The sequence below is a fragment of the Microbacterium meiriae genome (assembly GCF_040685015.1).
GTDB lineage: Bacteria > Actinomycetota > Actinomycetes > Actinomycetales > Microbacteriaceae > Microbacterium > Microbacterium meiriae.
This window is the reverse complement of sequence record NZ_JBFBHD010000001.1, coordinates 43,731-63,548: the sequence shown is the minus strand read 5'-3', so window position 1 is coordinate 63,548 and position 19,818 is coordinate 43,731. Positions and strand designations below refer to the sequence as shown.

Genomic DNA, 19,818 nt, shown 5'->3' with positions numbered 1-19,818 from the left:
AGCTCATGACCGACATCGTCCGCGCCGACGGCCGTTCCACCTCGCAGCTGCGCGAGATCACCATCGAGCGCGGCTGGAGCGCGCAGGCCGAGGGGTCGGCCCTCATCAGCTTCGGCGGCACGAAGGTGCTGTGCACCGCCTCGTTCACGAACGGCGTGCCCCGGTGGCTCACCGGCAAGGGCAAGGGCTGGGTCACGGCCGAGTATGCGATGCTCCCGCGAGCGACGAACAGCCGCAACGACCGGGAGAGCGTGAAGGGCCGCATCGGCGGTCGGACGCACGAGATCTCCCGACTCATCGGCCGCGCGCTGCGCGCCGTCGTCGACACCAAGGCGCTCGGCGAGAACACCATCGTCATCGACTGCGACGTGCTCCAGGCCGACGGTGGCACCCGCACCGCGGCGATCACCGGCGCCTATGTCGCCCTGGCCGACGCGATCGAGTGGGGCCGGGAGAAGAAGTTCATCGGCAAGAACTCGACGCCGCTGCTCGACTCCGTCTCCGCGGTGTCCGTCGGCATCGTGGACGGGGAGCCGATGCTCGACCTCGCCTACGTCGAGGATGTCCGCGCCGAGACCGACATGAACGTCGTCGTGACCGGCCGTGGCCTTTTCGTCGAGGTGCAGGGCACGGCCGAAGGGGCGCCGTTCGACAAGCGTGAGCTCGACGCGCTCCTCGACCTCGGCGTCGCCGGCTGCGCGGACCTGAAGGACCGGCAGCTCGCCGCTCTGGCAGGAGCCTGAGCATGCGCGTCGTCCTGGCGACCCATAACCCGCATAAGGTGGCGGAGTTCCAGCAGATCGTGCAGCAGACACGGCCCGACCTGGAGGTCGTCGGCTACGACGGCCCCGAGCCGGTCGAGGACGGAGTGACGTTCGCTGAGAACGCGCTCCTCAAGGCGCGAGCGGCCGCCGCGCACACCGGCCTCGCGGCGCTCGCCGACGACTCCGGCATCTGCGTGGACGTGCTCGGCGGGTCGCCCGGAGTGTTCTCGGCGTACTGGGCCGGTCAGAAGAAGGACGCCGCGGCGAACCTGGAGCTGCTGCTCGATCAGCTGCGCGACATCGCCGACCGTCATCGCTCCGCGCACTTCACCTCGACGATCGCCCTCGTCCTCCCGGACGGTCGCGAGCACGTCGTGGAGGGGATCTGGCCAGGACGGCTCGCCCGCGAGGCGTCGGGAGCCGGGGGTTTCGGGTACGACCCGATCTTCATCCCGGACGGTCAGCCGGACGGCGCACAGCGCACGGTCGGGGAGTTCACGGCGGAGGAGAAGCAGGCGCAGTCGCATCGCGCCCGCGCCTTCACGGCGCTCGTGCCGCTGCTCGCCGCGCTCTGATCGTCGAAGAGAAGAACCCCTGCTGACGGTGAGAATCGTTACTGTTCCCGACTAGCCAGGAACGGCCTCCCTGCACCCGTCGCCGGGCTAGCCTGGGGGCATGCACGATCACGCGCCCGCGCCCGGCGGTCTCCGTTCGGCGAGCAGCCGCCGCCTGCTCGCGATCTCCCTGACCCTCACGGCCACCGTGATGATCGTGCAGGTCGTCGGAGCTCTGCTCACGGGCTCGCTGGCGCTGCTCGCGGACGCCGCGCACATGTTCACGGACGCCTCGGCCCTCGTGATCGCGCTGATCGCCGCGACCGTGGCGGCGCGGCCCGCGGACGACCGGCGGACGTTCGGCTACCAGCGCGCTGAGGTGTTCGGCGCGCTCATCAACGCGGTCATCCTCATCGCCCTCGCCACGGTCGTCGCCGTGCAGGGCGTGCAGCGGCTGCTGAACCCCTCCGAGGTCGAGGTCGCGGGCGGGCTGATGCTCGTCGTCGCCGTCGTCGGCCTCGTCGCGAACGCGGTGTCGATGTGGCTGCTCAGCCGGGCCCAGCGGACGAACCTCAACGTGCGCGGCGCCTACCTCGAGGTGATGGGCGACCTGCTCGGCTCGCTGATGGTCATCATCGCCGCCGGTGTGATCCTCGTGACGGGCTGGATGCCGGCCGACGCCCTCGCCTCGCTGTTCATCGCGGCGATGATCATCCCCCGGGCATTCGTCCTACTCAAGGAGGTGTTCTCCGTCCTCGCCGAGTCGGCGCCGAAGGGCATGGCCGTCGGCGAGATCCGCACTCACCTGCTCGGCTACGACGGCGTCGTCGGAGTCCACGATGTGCACGTGTGGCAGCTCACCCGCGGAGCCCCCGTCTTCACCGCGCACGTCAGCGTGCGCCCGGACCTGCTGGCGGACGGCCGCTCGGCGGCGTTGCTGTCGGAGATGCAGGCGTGCCTCGCGGATCACTTCGACGTGGCGCACTCCACGTTCCAGATCGAACCCGCCGAGCAGAGCGACTGCGAACCGCACCACGCCTGAGGGCGGGAGCCGCTCACGCCTCGACGGTGATCTCGTCGACGGTCTTGTCCGGGCGCAGACCCCGCCAGCGGGCGTGCCGGAGGATGCCGTCCGGCGTCCAGTTCGCGAACTCCACCTCGCCCACGAGTTCGGGGCGCACCCACAGGGCGTCCGAGGCGTCCGGGCGGGGGACGCCGTCGAGCGGTGCGCGTGGCACCCGCAGCGGCTCCAGGCGGGCCAGGAGGTCGCGGAGGATGCGATCCGTGAAGCCGGTGCCCACGCGGCCGATGTAGCGGAGGTCGCCACCCTCCGGGATCGCGAGGAGGAGAGAGCCGAGAGTGCCCTCGCGCTCGCCCTTCCCCGGGCGGATGCCGACGATCACCGCCTCCTGCATGCGGGTGTTCTTGAGCTTGAGCCAGGAGGGTGAGCGCTGGCCGGCACGGTACCGGGAGGCGGGATCCTTCACGACGACGCCCTCCAGCCCGAACTCCTCGCTGGCGGCGAGCGCTGCGTCCACGTCGTCGAAGACGGGAGGGACCTGGATGGGCGCGTCGACCCCCGCCACGATGTCGCGGAGCAGAGTGCGGCGCTCGCGGAGCGGCATCCCGGTGAGATCGTGGCCGTCGAGACGGAGCAGATCGAACAGCATGTACACGATCGGTGTGCGCACGACCTCGCGCTCGATCTCCCGGGGCCGGGTGAGGTGCATGCGGTTCTGCAGCAGGGAGAAGCTCGGCCGGGCGGCGCTGTCGAAGGCGACGATCTCCCCGTCGACGATCGCCTCGTCGACGGGGAGGAACGGGGCACCGTCGGCCGTCAGCTCGGGATAGCGCGCGGTGATGTCGGTGCCGCGTCGGGCGTGCAGCGACATGTGCCCGTCGCGCCAGGTGCCGATCGCACGGATGCCGTCCCACTTCACCTCCACCCATGACGGCGAGCTGAGGCTGCGGGCGATCGCCGGGGTGCCGTTCTCGGCGAGCATCGGCGCGAGCGACGGGAGAGTGGTCCCGGTGGGGGACGCCGTCTGCTCGGCGAGCGGCCGGCCGCGACGGGCGGGGGAGGGCGCCGCCGCCCGGATCGCGGGAGCTCGAGCCGCTGTCGCGGCGTGCGCGTTCGCCGGCAGAGCAGGAGTGTCGGGGCGGAGGGAGGAGAGCGGATCGAATCCGGCGTCTGCGCGCGCGAGCACCTCGTCCAGCTCGAGGTGAGCGAGGTCCGGGTCGTCGAGCTCCTCCCAGGTGCGCGGCGCCGCGACGCCGGGGCGGGCGCGCCCGCGCAGGGAGTACGGGGAGATCGTCGTCTTCTTGCCGTTGTTCTGGCTCCAGTCGAGGAACACCTTGCCCCCGCGCACGGCCTTGGACATGACGCTCGTGGCGAGGTCCGGGTGCTCGTTCTCGATGATGCGCGCCAGCTCTTTGACCACGGCGGAGACCTCGTCGCTGGTCTGCTCGCCGGGCAGGGCCGCGTAGAGGTGGATGCCCTTGCTGCCGCTGGTCACGGGCAGAGGGTCGAGCCCCATCCCGGTGAGGAGCGTCCGAGCGATCCGGGCGACCTCGGCGCACTGCGCGAGGTCGGCGCCGGGTCCGGGGTCGAGATCGAGCACGAGACGGTCGGGACGGCCGGGAAGCCCCTCCGGGGTGAACCGCCACTGCGGCACGTGCAACTCGATCGCCGCGACCTGCGCGAGCCAGACGAGCGTGGGCACGTCCTCCACCAGCGGGTAAGCCTTGGGGCCGTCGGAGTGCTGGATGTCCTGTCGGGGGATCCAGTCCGGGGCGCCGGGCTCGAGCTGCTTCGTGAAGAAGGAGTCCTCGGGAGCGGCGGCGGTGCCGACCCCCTCGACCCAGCGCTTGCGGGTGACCGGGCGGCCGTCGAGGAGCGGGAGGAGGAGCGGGGCGATGGTGGTGTAGTAGGCGATGACCTCGCCCTTGGTCGTGCCCGTCTCCGGGTAGACGACCTTGTCGAGGTTGGTCACCCGCAGCCGTCGGCCATCGACCTGCACGACCTGCGCCTCTCCCACCATGGAGCCAGCGTAGTCAAGGGGTGGTCGTGACGGGTGTGGCTGGTGTCTACTGGTGTGATGAGGACGATCTGGAAGGGCGCCCTGACGTTCGGGCTGGTGAACGTGCCGGTCAAGGTGTACTCGGCGACCGAGGACCACGACGTGCCGCTGCATCAGGTGCATGAGAAGGACGGCGGTCGCATCCGCTACCAGCGCACGTGCGAGGTGTGCGGCGAGACGGTGGCCTACTCCGACATCGATCGCGCCTACGTCGACGACGGGCAGACCGTCGTGCTCACCAAGGACGACCTCGCGGCGCTGCCGGCGGAGAAGAGCCGCGAGATCGATGTCGTGGAGTTCGTGCCCTCCGATCAGGTCGATCCGCTCACCCTCGACAAGCCGTACTACCTGGAGCCCGACTCGAAGTCTCCCAAGGCGTACGTGCTGCTGCGCAAGACCCTCGAGCAGACCGACCGCACCGCGATCGTGCGGTTCACGCTGCGTCAGAAGACACGGCTCGCCGCGCTGCGCGTGCGGGGCAAGGTCCTCGTGCTGCAGACGCTGCTCTGGTCGGACGAGGTCCGAGAGGCGGAGTTCCCGTCGCTCGACGAGGACGTGCGGATCTCGAAGAAGGAGCTGGAGTTGTCCTCGTCGCTCGTGGACAGCTACTCGGCCGACTTCGATCCCGAAGAGTTCGTCGACGAGTACCGGAAGGAGCTCCGCACCCTCATCGACGCGAAGATCGAGGCCGGGGAGACGTTCGACGTGGCGGAGACCTTCGGCGGCGATGCTGAGAAGGCGGCCGACGGCGGCGAGGTCATCGACCTGATGGAGGCGCTGCGTGCCAGCGTCGCCCGCTCCAAGGAGAAGCGCTCCAAGAACGCGGGCTGATCCGCGGCCTGGTCAGTGCTTCCCGTCGCCGTCCAGGTCGGGGGCTCGATCGAACACGTCGGCGTCGAGGACGAGCTCCTCGGCCTCCTCGTGATCGGTCACGACGTCCTCTCCTGCGGCCGCGGCCTTCTTGGCCTTGTGACGCTCGGAGAAGTAATGCCACAGGGTGACGAGCGCGGTGCCGCCGACGGCGATGAGCAGGATGATGTCGATGTACTCGACGACGAGGTGGCGGATCCACGGGATGTAGGCGATGAGGTAGCCGACCATCGTGAGTCCGAAGCCCCAGATCATCGCCCCGATGAAGTTGTAGAGCGAGTAGCGCCGCCACGGCATGTGGCCCACGCCCGCCGCGACCGGGGCGAACGTGCGCACGATCGGCACGAAGCGCGCGAGGATCACGGTGAGGCCGCCGAAGCGCTCGAAGAACGCGTTGGTGCGCTCGACGTTCTTGCGGCTGAAGAGGCCGGACTCCTTGCGTTCGAACACGGCAGGACCACCCTTGTGGCCGATGACGTAGCCGACCTCGCCGCCGATGAACGCGGAGAGCGCGATGAGGAGCGAGACGACCCAGATGTTCACGCCGAAGACGTTGCTCGTGTGAGTCAGCAGGCCCGCGATGATGAGCAGCGTGTCACCGGGGAGGAGGAAGCCGACCAGCAGACCCGTCTCGGCGAAGATGATGAAGCAGACCACGAGGAGCGCCCACGGACCCGCCGCCCCTATGATCGTCTGCGGATCGAGCCACGGGATGAGCGCGGTAGGGGCGTGCAGCATGCTTTCGAGCACTGGCGGGATTCCCGTCGGTCGTGAGGTGTCGGCGGTGGAGCGATGCGGGCGCCGAAGCACCCGTCGTGCGGAAGGTGGGACTTGAACCCACACGCCCTGGGGCACAGGAACCTAAATCCTGCGTGTCTGCCAATTCCACCACTCCCGCGCGGTGGCTTCAGTCTACTGACCCGCGCCCCGTTCGACCCTGGGGATCGTCCCGCAGTTCCGCGCCGTCACGCCGAGCGGCGACGCTCCAGCCGGACGACGGCGACGAGGACTCCGGCCGCAAGAGCCCCGAGTCCTCCCATGGCCATGTCGCCGATGGTGTCTTCGTAGGTGACGAAGATCTCGTCGGTGACGAAGGTGCGGCCCGCCCACTCGATCATCTCCCACACGGCGCTCGCCGCGAGCCCGATCACGGTGCAGAGCACGAGGGGGATGCGGGCGCGGAACGCCGCGGACTCCTGCGCCGTGACGATGCCGAGGCGGGAGAGCACGAGGTAGCCGGTGGCGGCGAGGGCTCCCGTGCAGACGAAGTGCACGACGAGGTCCCACCCGGTGAGCGTGCGGTACAGGTCGAACACGTTGCTCGCGGCGGCGACGAGAACGATCAGGCCGATTGCCAGGTCGATGCCGCCGCGCATGCCGAGGACGCGGGGGAGCATGAGAGCGGGGAGGGCGAGTGCGAGGATGCCCGCATCCGTCGGGGTCGACCAGATCGCCGCGACGAGGACGCTGAGGACGCCGATCACACGAACGGCGTCGGCGCCGTACTCGGCGATGGAGTGCGGCGGGCGGAGGAAGTCCTCCTTCATGCGGTCTCCTCGGGTGGGATGGCGCCGGGGGCGAGGTCGATCAAGGCCTGCACGGCGAGATGATCCGACGGCCAGCCTCCTCCATACTGCCGGGCGTTGATGCCCGCCCGGCGCACGGGCAGCGCGGGGGAGGTGAGGATGCCGTCGATGCGCCGTCCGCGCCGGGGTGGGCGGTAGCCGGCGAATGTGCTCCAGGCCGGTGTGCGGCGGGAGACGGCCGCCGTCCACGAGTCGCGGAGGACGTCGTCGGCTTCGACGGCGCACCACGGTGCCGTGCCGGCGGGGGCGTTGAAATCCCCGACGAGGACGACGGGGCTCTCCGCTGCGGCGGCGACGTCGTGCACCGCCTGCGCTTGACGGAGCCGGGCCCACGGCGAGAACGCGTCGAGGTGGGTGCTGAGCACGGTGAGGGCGGCGCCGGTGCGGCGGTCGCGGAAGGACGCCTCCACCACCACCCGCGGGGAGACGCTCAGCCAGGAGCGGGAACCGGGGCGGTCGGGGGTGCGGGAGAGCGCGACCTGTCGCCAGCCGCCCAGTTCCAGTCGGTCGGCGTCGTAGAAGAGCGGACAACCCTCGCCGCGGGGTCCGGCGAGGCGGCCGTGGCCGACGCGGTGGAACGACGGGCCGAGCGCGGCGGAGACCTCGGCAGCCTGCGCGGGCAGGGCCTCCTGTACGCCGAGGATGTCCGGCCGCTCCGCGCGGAGGAGCGCGGTGAGCCGGGGACGTCGAACCGACCAGCGGTCGGCGGGCGGCCAGGCGAGCGCGCCGAGGTCGCGGCGGATGTTGAGGGTCATGACGTGCAGCTCGGTGGTGGACGGCGATCCGAGGAGCGGCGCGGTCATCGGCGGGCTCCCGGCGCGGGGACTCCGAGGCGGTGCAGCACCCGGCGCAGCGCGAGCCGCACCCAGCGCACGGGAGGGAAGTCCTCGGGCCAGTGCACGAGGACGGTGCGAGCGCCGATCCAGGAGCGGCGGGCGAAGGAGCGTCCGCTGCCGAACGGGCGCATGGAGATGCCCATGTCGGTGTGCAGGAGCCAGCGGATGCGGTGGCGCTCGCCGACATGGAAGGCGAGGTCGAGGTCGTCGTGGAGCGCGGCATCGTCGCGGTGCACCCGGTCCCGGACGGAGAGCCAGGCCGAGCGGCGGAGGGCGAGGTTCGATCCGAACAACGGCCCGTGGCCCAGGGCGGAGCCGCACACGACGACGTAGGAAAGGAGGTAGGCCGCCGCGAGGGGCCTCCGCAGGAACCGGGGACCGTCGACGAAGTGCGCCCCGCCCGTCCAGGCTCCGACCCGCGGATCGCGTGTGCACGCGGTCGCCATCGTCTCGACCCACCGCGGCCCCGGTACCCCGTCGGCGTCGAGCCGCAGGATCACGTCGCCCGTCGCCGCGTCGTAGCCGCTCGCGGTCGCCGCGGGGATGCCCGGAGTGTCGCACCGCACGACCCGCGCGCCGTGCCGGGCGGCCACCGCGGCCGAATCGTCGGTCGAGGCGTTGTCCACGACGATGATCTCGTCGGGCGGGAGTGTCTGCCGGGCGAGGGCGCGGAGGCATCGCCGCAGTTCCGCCGCATCGTCCTTGACCGGGATGACCACGCTCAGGGTCGGTTCAGGGGCGGCTGGTGTGGCGCGGTGCACGTCGTCTCCTCGCAGGTCTGCTCCTCAGCCTAGGGAGCGCGACGACGGGCGACGTACCGGTTGACACCGGGGCGGGCGGCTCGATACGGCGGCGTCAGGACGAGCCATCGATGCAGACGGCCTGCCCCTCGACGAACGTGTCGATCGCAGTCCGGCGGAGTGCCTGCTCGCGGTCGGGGTCCGCGGCGTCGCCGTTCTGGACGCCGACGCGGTAGTCGTAGAGCGCGCGCAGGTCGTCGCTTACGGCCGTCGCCGCTTCCTGTACCTCGCCGTCGACGTCGAGATCGGCGTATTCGTCCGCCAAGTCCTTCAGGCGCTCGGTCTGCTCCGGAGTCGCCGTACCGCCGACCGTGTCCTGTGCGAAGAAGGCCTCGAGTTCGGTGTCGACGGCGGCCACGCTCTGGCACTGCAGGAGATCGGGACCACCGGTGCAGCCGGACAGGAGGAGAACGCCGAGGAGCCCGCACGAGACAGTGAACCGCTTCATGCCTGCACCGTATCGGGTGCCGGACCGCCTCCGTTCGGAGGCCGCGCAGGGGGTGTGGATAACTCCGCGGGCCGGGAGCTGATCGTTGCGAGGATGCAGGGATGGAGCAGCCCGCGTCGATCATCGCCGACCTCGTTCGGCGTCGGCTGCGGACCGAGGGTGTGGATCCGGCGATCGACCCGGAGCGGGCGCGGGAGGTTGCAAGGGCGGAGGTGCGGCGCCACGACGATCGGGCTCTCGCGCGGAGCGGCGTGCTCGTGGAGGACGAGGCGGCGTGCGTGCGGGACGTTCTCGCGGCGGTGAGTGGATTCGGCGCTCTGCAGCCCCTGCTCGACGACCCCGGCATCGAGGAGGTGTGGGTCAACGGCGATGGGGCCGTGCATACCGCGCGGGGTGGTGTGGCGGAGCGGACAGCGCTGCGGCTGGACGAGGCGACGGTGCGGGATTTGGTGGAGCGCATGCTGCAGGCGACGGGGCGGCGCGTGGACATAGGGCAGCCGTTCGTCGATGCCTCGCTGCCGGACGGTTCGCGGCTGCACGTGGCGATCGCCGATGTCGTCCGCGGGTCGTGGGTGGTCAACATCCGCAAGTTCCTTCCCGGGCACCGCTCGCTCGACGCGCTGACGGCGCAGGGCGCGCTGACTCCTGATGCCGCGCATGCCCTGGGTGAGGCGATGCGGGCAGGTGCGTCCGTGATCGTGTCCGGGGCGACCCACGCGGGAAAGACGACCATGCTCAAGGCGTTGCTCGCCGCCTGCGCGGCGGACCAGCGCATCATCACGGTGGAGGAGACGTTCGAGCTCGCGGTGGACGGCCCCGATGTGGTCGCGCTGCAGGGGCGTCAGCCGAGCCTCGAGGGCACGGGGGAGATCACGCTGCGGCGGTTGGTGAAGGAAGCGCTGCGGATGCGGCCGGACCGGCTCGTAGTGGGGGAGGTGCGTGACGCGGAAGCGCTCGACCTCGTGCTGGCGCTCAACACCGGCGTCCCCGGCGCCTGCACGGTCCACGCCAACTCCGCTGCGGAGGCGCTCGACAAGCTGTGCCTGCTGCCGCTCCTCGCCGGGCGGAACATCGACCGCGGCTTCGTCGCTCCGGCGATCGCGTCGTCGGTCGATCTCGTCGTCCACTGCGCGCGCGATGCGGCAGGCCGACGATACGTCGAGGAGATCGTCGCCCCGACGGGTGAAGTGGTCCAGGGACGGGTGCTCAGCACTCCGGTCTTCGGCGCCGCCCCACACCGGCCGCTGCGGTCGACCTCGGTCGGTTCGGGGGTCCTCGCATGACGATCCTCCTCGGCGCGACGCTTGCGGCCGGCGTGCTCCTGACCCTGTCGCCATGGCTGTGGCCGACGGGAGAGCGCTCCACCTCCACGCCGCACCGCGGACGCCTGGTGCGTCTGGCGGGTGAGGCGGGGTTCCCGTCCCTGCAGACCCGCTCCCTCGTGATCGGCATCGCCGGCGCCGCCCTCGGTGCGGCGTCCCTCGTCTGGCTCGTCACGGCGAGTGCCGCGCTCGCGGTCCTCGCCGGGATCGCCGGCGGGACTGCGCCGATCGCCTACCTGCGCGGCCGACGACTGCGGCTGCGGCGTCTGCGCCGGCAACTCTGGCCCGATGTCTGTGACCTGCTGATCGCCGCGATCCGCGTCGGCCTGTCGCTTCCGGATGCGGTGGCCACCCTCGCCGAGTCGGCGCCCCCGGCGCTCCGCCCCGCATTCGGCGTGTTCGCCCGAGACCTGCGGAGCAGCGGACGGTTCGACGCGAGTCTCGACCGGTTGAAGGTCGTCCTCGCCGATCCGCTCGGGGATCGGATCATCGAGACGCTGCGGATGGCGCGGCAGGTCGGCGGCACCGAGCTCATCGGCGTGCTGCGGGCGTTGTCCTCATCCGTCCGTGCTGACGCGGCGCTCCGCGGCGAGGTCGAGGCGCGGCAGTCGTGGATCCGGGGAGCCGCCGTCCTCGGAGCCGTGGCGCCGTGGGTCATCCTCACCCTCCTGATCCTCCGTCCGGAGGGGGCGAAGGCGTACAGCACACCGGAGGGCATCGTCGTGATCGTCGTGGGCGCGGTCGTGTCGGTCGTCGCGTTCCGCCTCATGATCCGGATCGGTCGGCTGCCCGAGCCCCGTCGGTGGTTCGGGTGAGCGGGCTCTCCGCGCTGGCCGTGGCCGTGCTGCTCGGCGGCGGCTTCGCGGCGGGGGTCCTGGCGCTTCTCTCCGGCCTGCCGCGGTGGCGCGCTGCGTCCCTCGCTTCACGGATCGCGCCGTACATCCGCGACGTCGTCGACGATGACGTGCTGCCGCGGGAGGCTCTTCCCCGGGCCGGCGCGTTGCCTGCCGGTGGATTCCGCCTGGGAACCCTCGGTGGGGAGATGATCGACCGCGTCCTCGGCGGGAGCGAGGGACTCCGACGACGACTCGCGCAGGCGGGCTCGCCCCTCGATCCCGTCGCCTTCCGTGGACGCCAGCTCGCCTCAGGTGTGGTCGCGCTCGTCTGCGGAGCGCTCGCCGTCATCGTCCTCGTGCTGATCGGTCGGTGGTCCGTTCCCGTCGGTGCCATCCCGCTCCTGGCGGGAGCGGCGGGCGCCGTCGGCTACGACATGCGACTCTCTGCGCGGGTGCGGGCACGGAAGGTGCGCCTCACCGAGGAGTTGCCGACGACCCTGGAGTTCCTGGCCCTCTGCCTCTCTGCGGGCGAGGGCTTCCTCGACGCCGTGAAGCGCGTGGCCGGCGTGGGGTCGGGGGAGCTCACGGTCGAGCTGCGTCGCGTGATCGTGGAGGTCGGGACGGGGTCGTCCCTCGCCGACGCGCTGGCCGCCATGGCGGGTCGGCTGGAGCTTCCGGGGCTGACCCGAGCCGCGGACCAGATCGTCGCCGCGCTCGAGCACGGCGCACCCCTCGCCGCGGTGCTGCGCGCACAGGCCGATGACACCAGGGAGGAGGCCAAGCGCACGCTCATCGAGCAGGCCGGACGGAAGGAGATACTCATGCTCCTGCCGTTGGTGTTCCTCATCCTCCCGTTGTCCGTCGTGTTCGCGATCTACCCTGGCCTGTTCATCCTGCGGCTCGGCATCGGATGAGTGGTCGTCGGGGGAGGCCGTGGGGGCTTACCTTTTGTCTATGGGAAGTCTCGAGTACAACAGCTCTCGTCCGCCGATCGAGGTCGACGACACCGTGCTGGCGCATCTGAAGATCGTGATCTCCACGAAGCTCCGGCGCCAGGAGAGCTTCATGATGACGTGGCCGTCGGGGAAGAAGAGCCCTGGCCGACTGTCCGCGTGGATGCACCCGGCGATCCCGCTGGTGCTCGAGTTCGACGCCGAGCCGCCGCCGGCGATCGATCCGGCCCGGGTCAGTCACATGATGGAGCGGCTGAGCGCCCGCGGTGAGCTCGTCATCGACGAGTTCACCTCCTGATCCCGCGGCGGCTCTCCGCGGCGCTCAGACGTCCCAATCCGGCAGTCCGCCGAGGTCTGAGGCGAGGCTCCCCTCGTCGGAGGCCTTGACCTGGAAGAGGAAAACCCGCGAGGTCGGGTGGACGAGCACGCTCGCCAGGCCGTCCGACGTGGCGAACGAGACGAAGGTGGGTTCAGCGCGCGCGGCGGCCTCGATCCTCTCTCGGAGGGCGGCGACATCGGTGCCGCGGGGCAGGGGATAGGTGAGCCCGTCGATCTCGACTCTGGCCCGCATCTCATCGTCAGGTCCAGGGCGCATGCGTGACAGGCTATCCCTCGTCCGGACGACCGGACCCGGGGTTGTGCGATTCGCGTGACGGGAGTACAGGGCCTCGCCGCTTCGCCCTCCGCGCGCCGATGACGATGACGATGACGGCGACGAGGATCACCACGCCGACGACGATCGCGATCAGCACCGGAATCGACGGCAGCAGGGGGTTGGGCTCCATAGGCGGGAGCCTATTGCGTTCCGGCGGTTCCGATAGGCAGTGACGCACTCCGCCCGGATGTACCGTCTCGGCATGAGCGGCCTTACCTCGAGATCCACCTCACACCGTCGATGTCGGGCGGTAACCGAGTTGCAGCGTTCGTCTCGAGCTCTTCTACCAGGGGAATGAGGACTTCCCAGAGCGCCCAATGCTGCGGTGTACCCGTTTCTCCTGGTGTCTTGTTCTTACTGCGCATATGGGCCGGAAGTGGCGTACGCCAACCGAAGCGCGACCCGGCGGAGTCTGTAACGTGCAGCGTCAACGACTCGCCGTCGGCTTCCAGATGCGTCAACTCGAGTTCCGCCGGCACCACGATCGTCCCGTGCGCCTTATCCCATTCTTCGCGGACCGCTGAGAGAAAGGTCTCTGCATTCACGTCGCTACCCATGCGTAATGCTGCCCTTCATCCCGCAACGTTAATGACCCACTGGGGGCACACCGTGACGCCCATACAGTATGCCGTGATAAGTCCCTTTTGCTTGCCGTCGCTCATGCGGGCGTTCTCGATCACCACTTTCACTGTCATCGAGCGCTTCGGCTTGCAGGAACCGATCCAGCACTCCCATTCGATCGCGTCCGTCAAGTAAATGATGGAGGTGCCTTGAGTGACGCGGCCGCCGGTCGGCCTCGGGAACTTTGTGGTCTTCTTGATCATGTTGAGGTTGACATGATGCTTGTTCTGAACCTTGGTGAGACCCCACGTGGTTCCGTTGCCCGCGCGAGCAACGACCGGCTTTGCAATGTTATCGGTCCACGTCGAGACGATCCGATAGGCCGTGTCACCCGCGGCCATCGCTGCGCGGTCTTTTGCTGACCCACTCGGCATCTTGCTCGAGTCGTAAGGGGCAGCCAATGGAGTGTCCGAGGCCTCGAGGGATTCCACCTCGGCGATCTGGGCTTCTACGTCGGTTTGCGCGGCCGTGCCAGCGCTGTCTGTCGGCACGAAGCCGAATGTAGTGATCGTCGTCCGCTCGGACTCGTCGGGTGCTTTAGCCGCTGCCGGCGCGACGCCTGTTCCCAGCATCGCGACGATAGCAACCAACGCCATCCCTGCACGCCATCCCCACATCTCCGAACCCCCATCATCGCTATATGGCTCGCACCTGCGGGCCAGCGTCACAGTAACCTCGGAGCGATGAGGTGTCTGTCCCTTTTTGGGGGACACAAGACAAAAGACACAAGATGAGCCACTATGTGGCAGTCCATGAGGATCTGTCGGCGAGCACGTCATCGCGTCCGGGCGTGGACGTGTGGCGCCTCCGTGGCTAGGCGAGCTTCGGCATGGCGCGAGATGCACGCGAACAACACGGGTGCGCTCGGTGACTTCTGGCACGATCTGGCAAGCCGGCTCCGGCTCGGACAAAGACCGCCTCGAACTGGTGTCGCCGCGTGAGGGCGCGGGTCACCCGCACGGCCCTGTGGATAATGTCCGCGCCGCGGCAGGTCTTCGATGCACACTGGCCGCATGATCTCTCGTGCGCGCTCGATGCTCCGTGCCTTCCACGACGACGAACGGGGAGATGTCCCCGGCTGGGTCCTCGTCACCCTGATGACCGCGGGCCTCGTCGTGCTCATCTGGGCGGTCGCCGGGCCTGCGCTCACCTCCCTCTTCGAGCAGGCCATCCAGCGGGTCTCGGGGCTCTGACATGCGTGCGTCTGCGGGGATGACGGATGACCGCGGATCGAACCCGGTGGAGTTCGTGCTCGTCGGCACCCTGCTCACCGCGCTGACCCTCGCTGAGCTGCAGCTGGCGTTCGCGATCTACGTGCGCAACGTCGTCCACGATGCGGCCGTCGAAGGCGCGTACTACGCGGCGCTCGCCGACACGACCGCCAAGGAGGGGGAGGAACGGGCGCGCGAGGTCATCCGTCGCGCGATCGGCCCCTCCTACGCCGACGACATCACGGTCGCCTCGACGCGGCGGGAGGGACAGGAGACCGTGGAGGTCCGGGTCCGGACGACCCTCCCGGTGGTCGGCCTCATCGGTGTCCCTGCAGCCCTGCAGGTCGAAGCCTCCGCACCGGCGGAGTCGTTCGATGCGCGATGACGCAGGATCGAGCTCGCTGGAGTTCATCACGGTCGGGGTGATCCTGCTCGTGCCGCTGCTGTACCTCGTGATCGCTGTGGGTTCGGTGCAGGAGCAGTCGCTCGGCGTCGAGGCCGCGGCGCGGCAGGCCGCACGTGCCATCGCCTCGACACCTGACGTCGCAGGGGCCGCAGTCCGCGGGGAGCAGGTGCTGGACGGGATCGTCGCGGAGTACGGCATCGATCGCGGAGCGGTCGACGTCGCGGTGTCGTGTCGCCCCCGGGCATCGGCCTGTCCGGCGGCGGGAGCGACGGTGGTCGTCACGGTCTCGACGCGCGTGCCGCTGCCGCTCGTGCCGGGAGTGCTCGGACTCGACCAGGCGACGTCCGTCCCTGTGGAAGCCGTGTCGGTGCAGAAGGTCTCGCGACGCTGGAGCGGCGGATGAGCCGGCGCAGGCGCGACGGGGACAAGGACGGAAGGGGCGACGACGAGGGGAGCGTGCTGCTCCTCGTCCTCGGCTACCTGATCCTCGCGCTCGCCGTGCTGTTCGTGTGTGTCTGCGCCACCGACCTCTACCTCACCCAGAAGCGCCTGGACGGGCTCGCGGATGCGGCCGCGCTCGCCGGGGCGGACGGCTTCACGCTGCAGGTGGAGGGGGAGGTGCCGCGTGCGACGCTCACCGACGCGGGGGTGGCCGAGCAGGCGATGCCGCTCGTCCGTGACGCGGGGCTCGAGGCGACCGTCGTCGACGCGGGCACCCCGGACGGCGTGAGCGCGCGCGTCACCGTCGCGGCGATCTGGCATCCGCCGCTGCTCTCGCCGTTCGTGCCCGAGGGGGTGCCGCTGCAGGCGACGGCGACGAGCCGCACGGCGCTGCGCTAGCGACCGGGCGCTCAGTCCTCGGACGGGTCCGGCGTGCTCGGCGGCGTCCGGGGGACGAACCGGGGGATCCAGCGGAGGAACCCGGCGGCGCCGACGAGTCCGATCAGACCCATGGCCCCGGCCGCGAACGACAGGGAGGCGACCGCGGTGATGCCCGAGACGAGGAGCGGGGCGACCGCGCCACCGGCATCGGTCAGCGTGCGCCACGACCCGAGGAACGCGGCGGGGTCGTGCTTCGGGGCGACATCCGCTCCGAGGGTGAGGAGGATGCCGCTGGACAGCCCGTTGCCGACGCCGAGGACCGCGGCGAACATACCGAACCAGAGCACCGCGGAGTCGACGTCGTGCGTGACCGACAGGGCGAGGAACCCGGCACCCATCAACACCATCGCGGGCATCGCCGCCCAGAGCCGGCCGAAGCGGTCCATCACCTGGCCGCTGGCGTAGAAGAGGGCGAAGTCGATGGCTCCGGAGACGCCGACGACGAGGGCGATGGTCGAAGCGTCGAGGCCCAGCGAGAGTCCCCACAGCGGGAGGACGACCTGCCGTGCCGACCGCACCGCCGAGAGCGAGGCCGCGGCGAGTCCGAGCCGACCGAGCACTCCGCGCTGCCGCCACATCGTCTGGAAGATCCCGACCCGCTCGATGGTCGGGATCGACCCGCTCACGGCCTCGCCGCTGTCCTCCGCGAACCGGACGGTGGTCCGCAGCGGGGCGACGGTCTTCTCCGGATCCGGTCCGAAGAGCACGAGCACGACCATCACCACGAGGCAGGCGAGGAAGAACCAGATCGCGGCAGCCTCCGTGCCGAAGAGCTGCAGGAGGCCGGCGGAGACGAACGGGCCGATGAAGATGCCCAGGCGGAAGCTGCCGCCCAGCAGGGAGAGCGAGCGGGCGCGGAACGCCAGCGGCACCCGCGTGGTCATGAACGCGTGCCGGGCCAGCCCGAAGGCGGCTGCGCACAGGCCGAGGAGGAACACCGACGCCGCGAGGACCCCGAGTGACGGCGCGAAGACCATGCCGACGGCGGCGAGGATGGCGATGACGCCCGCGATGACCATCGTGAACCGCTCGCCGATGCGCCCCACGGCCCACCCGGCCGGGAGGTTGCCGCAGAGCTGGCCGACCACGAGCGCCGAGGCGACGAGGGCCGCGAAGGCGACGTCGGCACCCATCGACGCAGCGATGACCGGGATGAGCGGGATGACCGCACCTTCGCCGAGGGAGAAGAGGACGGTCGGCAGGTACACCATCGGCCCGAACTGGCGGAGGACCGTGGATGCGCTGCTCACGTCCCTCACGCTACTCCGGTCGGCGCGAAGGGCCGGACACGCCCGTCCCCGCGCGCGCGGGCGGCACGTTAGGCTGAGGTGTCATGCTCGAACTAGATCTCTCCGCCGAAATCCAGGCGCTCAGGCACACCTTCGGCGACATCAGCGAGGTCGTCGATGTCAACCGTCTCCGCGAGGACATCGCGCGTCTCAGCGAGGAGGCCGGCGCGCCCGACCTCTGGGACGACACCGAGAACGCCCAGAAGGTCACCAGCGCCCTGAGCCACCGCCAGTCGGAGCTCGCCCGCATCACCGGCATCGCCCAGCGCCTCGACGACCTCGAGGTGCTCGTCGACCTGGCGAACGAGATGGGCGACGAGGAGTCGGCGATCGAGGCGCGCAAGGAGCTGCAGACGCTCACCGACCTCATCAACCAGCTCGAGGTGCAGACGCTGCTCGACGGCGAGTACGACGAGCGCAGCGCGATCGTCACCATCCGCTCTGGCGCCGGCGGCGACGACGCCACCGACTTCGCCGAGATGCTCATGCGCATGTACCTGCGCTGGGCGGAGCGTCACAAGTACCCCGTCAAGGTGATGGACACCTCGTACGCGGAGGGCGCCGGTATCAAGTCGGCGACCTTCGAGATCGACGCGCCCTACGCCTTCGGCACGATCTCGGTCGAGGCCGGCACGCACCGCCTCGCGCGCATCAGCCCGTTCGGATCCGCGGACAAGCGCCAGACGTCTTTCGCCGCCGTCGAGGTCATCCCGCTCATGGAGGAGGCGACCGAGGTCGACATCCCCGAGAACGACATCCGGGTCGACGTCTTCCGCTCCTCCGGCCCCGGTGGACAGTCCGTCAACACGACCGACTCCGCCGTGCGCATCACCCACCTCCCGACCGGCATCGTCGTGTCGATGCAGAACGAGAAGTCGCAGATCCAGAACCGCGCCGCGGCCATGCGGGTGCTGCAGAACCGTCTCCTGCTGCTGCAGAAGGAGCAGGAGGCCGCCAAGAAGAAGGAGCTCGCCGGCAACATCACCGCGAGCTGGGGCGACCAGATGCGCTCCTACTTCCTCTACGGCCAGCAGCTCGTCAAGGACCTCCGCACGGGCCAGGAGTCCGGCAACCCCGCCGCCGTGTTCGACGGCGACCTCGACGACTTCATCTCGGCGGGCATCCGCTGGCGCAAGCGCAAAGACGAGGACTGACCCACACGACGAAGGCCCCGGGAGCTCCCGGGGCCTTCGTCGTGTGGTGCGGAAGGATCAGCGTGCCGACGCCTCGACGGTCACGCGGGCGACCTCCTGCAGCATCTCGTCCGTGATGACGATCACGTAGGACGGGCTTTCGGCGACGTCGAACGAGACGGTGCCCTCCGCCGTCGTCCCGGCGTTCTGCTCCGTGGACTCGAGCGTCGCGTCGCCGAAGATGTCGTAGTCGCCCTCGACGCCGTCGGCCGTCTCGACGGAGAAGTAGAGCGGGTTGACGTAGGTCGTCCCGTCGAGCGTCTCCCAGGCCACGTCGATCAACAGATAGCCGCCGTTGGCGGCCTCGAAGTCCGTGCCGTTGGTCGGTCCGAACGTGGCGGAACGGATGGTGACCTCGGCCGTGCCCTCGAGCTGCGGCACGGCGACCGGCTCGCCCAGCGTGCCCTCGGCGACCTCACCCGTACCCGCGTCGCCGGTGTCGTCGGTCTCCGGCGCCGGGCTCTGGCTCGTGCCGTCGTCGTAGTCGGGAAGCGTGACCGGGCGCACGGTGTTCGCGACGGCCAGCACGAAGAAGATGCTCACGACGATCGCGACGATGCCGCCGAGCACCGACACCCCGAGGCCGGTGATCCCCGGCCACTTGGTGCCCTTCAGGAACAGGGAGATGAGCGAGACGATGAACCCGGCCGCCAGGAGGAACCAGGCGAACGGGAGCGTCAGGGGGATGAACGCGAGGATGAGGCCGAGCGCGGCGATCCCGAGACCGACGAGGCCGAGCACCGACATCTTCTTCGGGCCGTCGGTGGCCGGTGCCTGGCCCGGATAGGCGGCCTGTCCGGGGTACGCGCCCTGTCCGGGGTACGCGCCCTGTCCGCCCGGTACCTGTCCCGGGTAGCCGCCGCCACTCTGCGAGCCCGGGTACGCACCCTGCGCCGGGTATCCGCCCTGGCCCTGATACGGCTTCTGGTCGGGGGAGAACGGTGCCGCGGGGGGATAGGCCGCCGTGCCGCCGTCGGTACCGGCCGGAGGGACGATCGGTGCCGCGCCGGGGAGGTCGTGCGCGCCGCTGGCGGGCGCCGTCCAGTCCTGCGCGGGCTCGGGAGCGACGATGAAGTCGGTCGCGGGCTCGTCCGGAGCGATCTCCCGTTCGGCGGCGACGGGTTCGGGTGTGGAGGGCTCCGCTGCGGCGGTCGGTTCCTCCGCCGGGGGAGCGCCGTCGGAAGTCGCCGCGGAGGCGCTCTCCGCGGAAGTGCTGTCCGCGCCCGCGTCCTCAGCCGCCGCAGCGGTGGTGTCCTCGGGCGTCGCGGTGGTCTCCGGCGCGAAGTGTTCGGTCCACTGCTGGCCGTCCCACCAGCGCAGGCGCCCGGAACCGTCGTCGTACCAGCCGGCAGGTGTCGTCATGGGGGTCCCCTCCGTGTGTGCGCTCGCGTGGTGGACGCGAATCGACACTCCATGTATAGCAGCGGGCGCGGACCTCGGTGGGCCGACGGGGGAGGAGGAAGAGCGGCACGGCGTGCCGCGCGGCGGGGTGTCGTGCCGGGGCGACGCCCG

24 protein-coding genes and 1 tRNA gene are annotated in these 19,818 nt (G+C 70.3%); 13 read left to right on the top strand and 12 right to left on the bottom strand.

The genetic code is table 11. The annotated features are described in order from the left end of the window. Nucleotides 1-5: 5 nt before the first annotated feature. The 3 genes from rph (at nucleotide 6) to AB0N68_RS00325 (ending at nucleotide 2,360) form a co-directional block, all read left to right on the top strand. Complete coding sequence (gene rph / locus AB0N68_RS00335) at nucleotides 6-743, top strand: ribonuclease PH (protein ID WP_259954222.1); 738 nt, start codon at nucleotides 6-8, stop codon at nucleotides 741-743. Nucleotides 744-745: 2 nt separating this feature from the next. Next, nucleotides 746-1,339: an RdgB/HAM1 family non-canonical purine NTP pyrophosphatase gene (gene rdgB / locus AB0N68_RS00330; RefSeq protein ID WP_292795675.1), complete on the top strand. Its 594-nt coding sequence runs from the start codon at nucleotides 746-748 to the stop codon at nucleotides 1,337-1,339. A 100-nt stretch (nucleotides 1,340-1,439) separates the two neighbouring features. Beyond that, complete coding sequence (locus tag AB0N68_RS00325; protein ID WP_025105315.1) at nucleotides 1,440-2,360, top strand: cation diffusion facilitator family transporter; 921 nt, start codon at nucleotides 1,440-1,442, stop codon at nucleotides 2,358-2,360. A 13-nt stretch (nucleotides 2,361-2,373) separates the two neighbouring features. Here AB0N68_RS00325 and ligD read toward each other — a convergent pair whose 3' ends face one another. Then, entirely contained in the window at nucleotides 2,374-4,359 is a 1,986-nt protein-coding gene (gene ligD / locus AB0N68_RS00320; RefSeq protein ID WP_259954217.1) for a non-homologous end-joining DNA ligase, read from the bottom strand. A gap of 57 nt (nucleotides 4,360-4,416) precedes the next feature. Here ligD and ku point away from each other — a divergent pair, with 57 nt between their 5' ends. Further along, nucleotides 4,417-5,229: a non-homologous end joining protein Ku gene (ku, locus tag AB0N68_RS00315; protein ID WP_292795670.1), complete on the top strand. Its 813-nt coding sequence runs from the start codon at nucleotides 4,417-4,419 to the stop codon at nucleotides 5,227-5,229. 12 nt (nucleotides 5,230-5,241) lie between these two features. On the opposite strand, the gene AB0N68_RS00310 is transcribed toward ku, so the two are convergent. The 6 genes from AB0N68_RS00310 to AB0N68_RS00285 form a co-directional block, all read right to left on the bottom strand. Beyond that, nucleotides 5,242-6,006, bottom strand: a complete 765-nt coding sequence (locus AB0N68_RS00310) for a DedA family protein (RefSeq protein ID WP_259954214.1) — start codon at nucleotides 6,004-6,006, stop codon at nucleotides 5,242-5,244. Between the two features lie 78 nt (nucleotides 6,007-6,084). Further along, a tRNA-Leu gene (locus AB0N68_RS00305) sits at nucleotides 6,085-6,166 on the bottom strand. Nucleotides 6,167-6,233: 67 nt separating this feature from the next. Then, on the bottom strand, nucleotides 6,234-6,815 hold the full coding sequence (locus tag AB0N68_RS00300) for a DUF2238 domain-containing protein (RefSeq protein WP_187661910.1): 582 nt from the start codon (nucleotides 6,813-6,815) through the stop codon (nucleotides 6,234-6,236). Further along, nucleotides 6,812-7,657, bottom strand: coding sequence for an endonuclease/exonuclease/phosphatase family protein (locus AB0N68_RS00295; protein ID WP_292795665.1), 846 nt, complete (start codon nucleotides 7,655-7,657; stop codon nucleotides 6,812-6,814). Before AB0N68_RS00295 ends, AB0N68_RS00300 begins: the two co-directional genes overlap by 4 nt. Then, nucleotides 7,654-8,451 carry a glycosyltransferase family 2 protein gene (locus tag AB0N68_RS00290; RefSeq protein WP_292795662.1) on the bottom strand — a complete coding sequence of 266 codons (798 nt, stop codon included), beginning with the start codon at nucleotides 8,449-8,451 and terminating at the stop codon, nucleotides 7,654-7,656. The genes AB0N68_RS00295 and AB0N68_RS00290 overlap by 4 nt, the downstream gene beginning before the upstream one ends. Nucleotides 8,452-8,545: 94 nt before the next feature. Then, the gene (locus AB0N68_RS00285; protein WP_313366585.1) at nucleotides 8,546-8,938 is read right to left on the bottom strand and encodes a hypothetical protein; all 393 of its coding nucleotides are present in this window, start codon (nucleotides 8,936-8,938) and stop codon (nucleotides 8,546-8,548) included. A 101-nt stretch (nucleotides 8,939-9,039) separates the two neighbouring features. Here AB0N68_RS00285 and AB0N68_RS00280 point away from each other — a divergent pair, with 101 nt between their 5' ends. The 4 genes from AB0N68_RS00280 to AB0N68_RS00265 are packed head-to-tail and all read left to right on the top strand — an operon-like array spanning nucleotide 9,040 to nucleotide 12,347. Further along, on the top strand, nucleotides 9,040-10,221 hold the full coding sequence (locus AB0N68_RS00280) for a TadA family conjugal transfer-associated ATPase (protein WP_292795656.1): 1,182 nt from the start codon (nucleotides 9,040-9,042) through the stop codon (nucleotides 10,219-10,221). Then, the gene (locus AB0N68_RS00275; RefSeq protein ID WP_259954194.1) at nucleotides 10,218-11,075 is read left to right on the top strand and encodes a type II secretion system F family protein; all 858 of its coding nucleotides are present in this window, start codon (nucleotides 10,218-10,220) and stop codon (nucleotides 11,073-11,075) included. The genes AB0N68_RS00280 and AB0N68_RS00275 overlap by 4 nt, the downstream gene beginning before the upstream one ends. Then, nucleotides 11,072-12,010, top strand: a complete 939-nt coding sequence (locus tag AB0N68_RS00270) for a type II secretion system F family protein (protein ID WP_292795651.1) — start codon at nucleotides 11,072-11,074, stop codon at nucleotides 12,008-12,010. The genes AB0N68_RS00275 and AB0N68_RS00270 overlap by 4 nt, the downstream gene beginning before the upstream one ends. A gap of 40 nt (nucleotides 12,011-12,050) precedes the next feature. After that, complete coding sequence (locus tag AB0N68_RS00265; RefSeq protein ID WP_292795648.1) at nucleotides 12,051-12,347, top strand: DUF7882 family protein; 297 nt, start codon at nucleotides 12,051-12,053, stop codon at nucleotides 12,345-12,347. 24 nt (nucleotides 12,348-12,371) lie between these two features. Here AB0N68_RS00265 and AB0N68_RS00260 read toward each other — a convergent pair whose 3' ends face one another. From AB0N68_RS00260 to AB0N68_RS00250, 3 genes are all read right to left on the bottom strand, one after another. Beyond that, nucleotides 12,372-12,644, bottom strand: coding sequence for a hypothetical protein (locus AB0N68_RS00260; RefSeq protein WP_187661901.1), 273 nt, complete (start codon nucleotides 12,642-12,644; stop codon nucleotides 12,372-12,374). A 10-nt stretch (nucleotides 12,645-12,654) separates the two neighbouring features. After that, nucleotides 12,655-12,834, bottom strand: a complete 180-nt coding sequence (locus AB0N68_RS00255) for a hypothetical protein (RefSeq protein WP_280568798.1) — start codon at nucleotides 12,832-12,834, stop codon at nucleotides 12,655-12,657. 442 nt (nucleotides 12,835-13,276) lie between these two features. Beyond that, the gene (locus AB0N68_RS00250) at nucleotides 13,277-13,921 is read right to left on the bottom strand and encodes a hypothetical protein (RefSeq protein ID WP_292795644.1); all 645 of its coding nucleotides are present in this window, start codon (nucleotides 13,919-13,921) and stop codon (nucleotides 13,277-13,279) included. A gap of 417 nt (nucleotides 13,922-14,338) precedes the next feature. Between AB0N68_RS00250 and AB0N68_RS00245 the strand changes: the two genes are divergently transcribed. Genes AB0N68_RS00245 through AB0N68_RS00230 form a run of 4 tightly spaced genes read left to right on the top strand, consistent with a single transcriptional unit; the run spans nucleotide 14,339 to nucleotide 15,782 of the window. After that, nucleotides 14,339-14,518, top strand: coding sequence for a hypothetical protein (locus AB0N68_RS00245; protein ID WP_075245484.1), 180 nt, complete (start codon nucleotides 14,339-14,341; stop codon nucleotides 14,516-14,518). 19 nt (nucleotides 14,519-14,537) lie between these two features. Further along, on the top strand, nucleotides 14,538-14,921 hold the full coding sequence (locus tag AB0N68_RS00240; protein ID WP_292795636.1) for a TadE/TadG family type IV pilus assembly protein: 384 nt from the start codon (nucleotides 14,538-14,540) through the stop codon (nucleotides 14,919-14,921). Further along, nucleotides 14,911-15,345: a TadE family protein gene (locus tag AB0N68_RS00235; protein ID WP_292795634.1), complete on the top strand. Its 435-nt coding sequence runs from the start codon at nucleotides 14,911-14,913 to the stop codon at nucleotides 15,343-15,345. The genes AB0N68_RS00240 and AB0N68_RS00235 overlap by 11 nt, the downstream gene beginning before the upstream one ends. Then, complete coding sequence (locus AB0N68_RS00230; RefSeq protein ID WP_292795631.1) at nucleotides 15,342-15,782, top strand: pilus assembly protein TadG-related protein; 441 nt, start codon at nucleotides 15,342-15,344, stop codon at nucleotides 15,780-15,782. The genes AB0N68_RS00235 and AB0N68_RS00230 overlap by 4 nt, the downstream gene beginning before the upstream one ends. A gap of 11 nt (nucleotides 15,783-15,793) precedes the next feature. On the opposite strand, the gene AB0N68_RS00225 is transcribed toward AB0N68_RS00230, so the two are convergent. Next, complete coding sequence (locus AB0N68_RS00225; RefSeq protein ID WP_268776887.1) at nucleotides 15,794-17,035, bottom strand: MFS transporter; 1,242 nt, start codon at nucleotides 17,033-17,035, stop codon at nucleotides 15,794-15,796. Nucleotides 17,036-17,157: 122 nt separating this feature from the next. Here AB0N68_RS00225 and prfB point away from each other — a divergent pair, with 122 nt between their 5' ends. Next, nucleotides 17,158-18,267 (top strand): peptide chain release factor 2, encoded by a 1,110-nt coding sequence (gene prfB, locus AB0N68_RS00220; RefSeq protein WP_187661893.1) that lies wholly within the window; start codon nucleotides 17,158-17,160, stop codon nucleotides 18,265-18,267. 57 nt (nucleotides 18,268-18,324) lie between these two features. On the opposite strand, the gene AB0N68_RS00215 is transcribed toward prfB, so the two are convergent. Next, nucleotides 18,325-19,668 (bottom strand): DUF2510 domain-containing protein, encoded by a 1,344-nt coding sequence (locus AB0N68_RS00215; RefSeq protein ID WP_292795626.1) that lies wholly within the window; start codon nucleotides 19,666-19,668, stop codon nucleotides 18,325-18,327. Nucleotides 19,669-19,818: the final 150 nt, after the last annotated feature.

Excerpts from the sequence above, each read along its gene's own strand:
- AB0N68_RS00265 (WP_292795648.1), top strand. The coding sequence starts at position 12,051 with ATGGGAAGTCTCGAGTACAACAGCTCTCGTCCGCCGATCGAGGTCGAC.
- AB0N68_RS00260 (WP_187661901.1), bottom strand. The coding sequence starts at position 12,644 with ATGCGCCCTGGACCTGACGATGAGATGCGGGCCAGAGTCGAGATCGAC.
- AB0N68_RS00255 (WP_280568798.1), bottom strand. The coding sequence starts at position 12,834 with ATGGAGCCCAACCCCCTGCTGCCGTCGATTCCGGTGCTGATCGCGATC.
- AB0N68_RS00225 (WP_268776887.1), bottom strand. The coding sequence starts at position 17,035 with ATGGTGTACCTGCCGACCGTCCTCTTCTCCCTCGGCGAAGGTGCGGTC.
- AB0N68_RS00250 (WP_292795644.1), bottom strand. The coding sequence starts at position 13,921 with ATGGCGTTGGTTGCTATCGTCGCGATGCTGGGAACAGGCGTCGCGCCG.
- AB0N68_RS00230 (WP_292795631.1), top strand. The coding sequence starts at position 15,342 with ATGAGCCGGCGCAGGCGCGACGGGGACAAGGACGGAAGGGGCGACGAC.
- AB0N68_RS00280 (WP_292795656.1), top strand. The coding sequence starts at position 9,040 with ATGGAGCAGCCCGCGTCGATCATCGCCGACCTCGTTCGGCGTCGGCTG.
- AB0N68_RS00310 (WP_259954214.1), bottom strand. The coding sequence starts at position 6,006 with ATGCTGCACGCCCCTACCGCGCTCATCCCGTGGCTCGATCCGCAGACG.
- AB0N68_RS00235 (WP_292795634.1), top strand. The coding sequence starts at position 14,911 with ATGCGCGATGACGCAGGATCGAGCTCGCTGGAGTTCATCACGGTCGGG.
- AB0N68_RS00215 (WP_292795626.1), bottom strand. The coding sequence starts at position 19,668 with ATGACGACACCTGCCGGCTGGTACGACGACGGTTCCGGGCGCCTGCGC.
- AB0N68_RS00285 (WP_313366585.1), bottom strand. The coding sequence starts at position 8,938 with ATGAAGCGGTTCACTGTCTCGTGCGGGCTCCTCGGCGTTCTCCTCCTG.
- AB0N68_RS00245 (WP_075245484.1), top strand. The coding sequence starts at position 14,339 with ATGATCTCTCGTGCGCGCTCGATGCTCCGTGCCTTCCACGACGACGAA.
- AB0N68_RS00275 (WP_259954194.1), top strand. The coding sequence starts at position 10,218 with ATGACGATCCTCCTCGGCGCGACGCTTGCGGCCGGCGTGCTCCTGACC.
- ku (WP_292795670.1), top strand. The coding sequence starts at position 4,417 with ATGAGGACGATCTGGAAGGGCGCCCTGACGTTCGGGCTGGTGAACGTG.
- AB0N68_RS00295 (WP_292795665.1), bottom strand. The coding sequence starts at position 7,657 with ATGACCGCGCCGCTCCTCGGATCGCCGTCCACCACCGAGCTGCACGTC.
- ligD (WP_259954217.1), bottom strand. The coding sequence starts at position 4,359 with ATGGTGGGAGAGGCGCAGGTCGTGCAGGTCGATGGCCGACGGCTGCGG.
- AB0N68_RS00240 (WP_292795636.1), top strand. The coding sequence starts at position 14,538 with ATGACGGATGACCGCGGATCGAACCCGGTGGAGTTCGTGCTCGTCGGC.
- rdgB (WP_292795675.1), top strand. The coding sequence starts at position 746 with ATGCGCGTCGTCCTGGCGACCCATAACCCGCATAAGGTGGCGGAGTTC.
- prfB (WP_187661893.1), top strand. The coding sequence starts at position 17,158 with ATGCTCGAACTAGATCTCTCCGCCGAAATCCAGGCGCTCAGGCACACC.
- AB0N68_RS00325 (WP_025105315.1), top strand. The coding sequence starts at position 1,440 with ATGCACGATCACGCGCCCGCGCCCGGCGGTCTCCGTTCGGCGAGCAGC.
- rph (WP_259954222.1), top strand. The coding sequence starts at position 6 with ATGACCGACATCGTCCGCGCCGACGGCCGTTCCACCTCGCAGCTGCGC.
- AB0N68_RS00300 (WP_187661910.1), bottom strand. The coding sequence starts at position 6,815 with ATGAAGGAGGACTTCCTCCGCCCGCCGCACTCCATCGCCGAGTACGGC.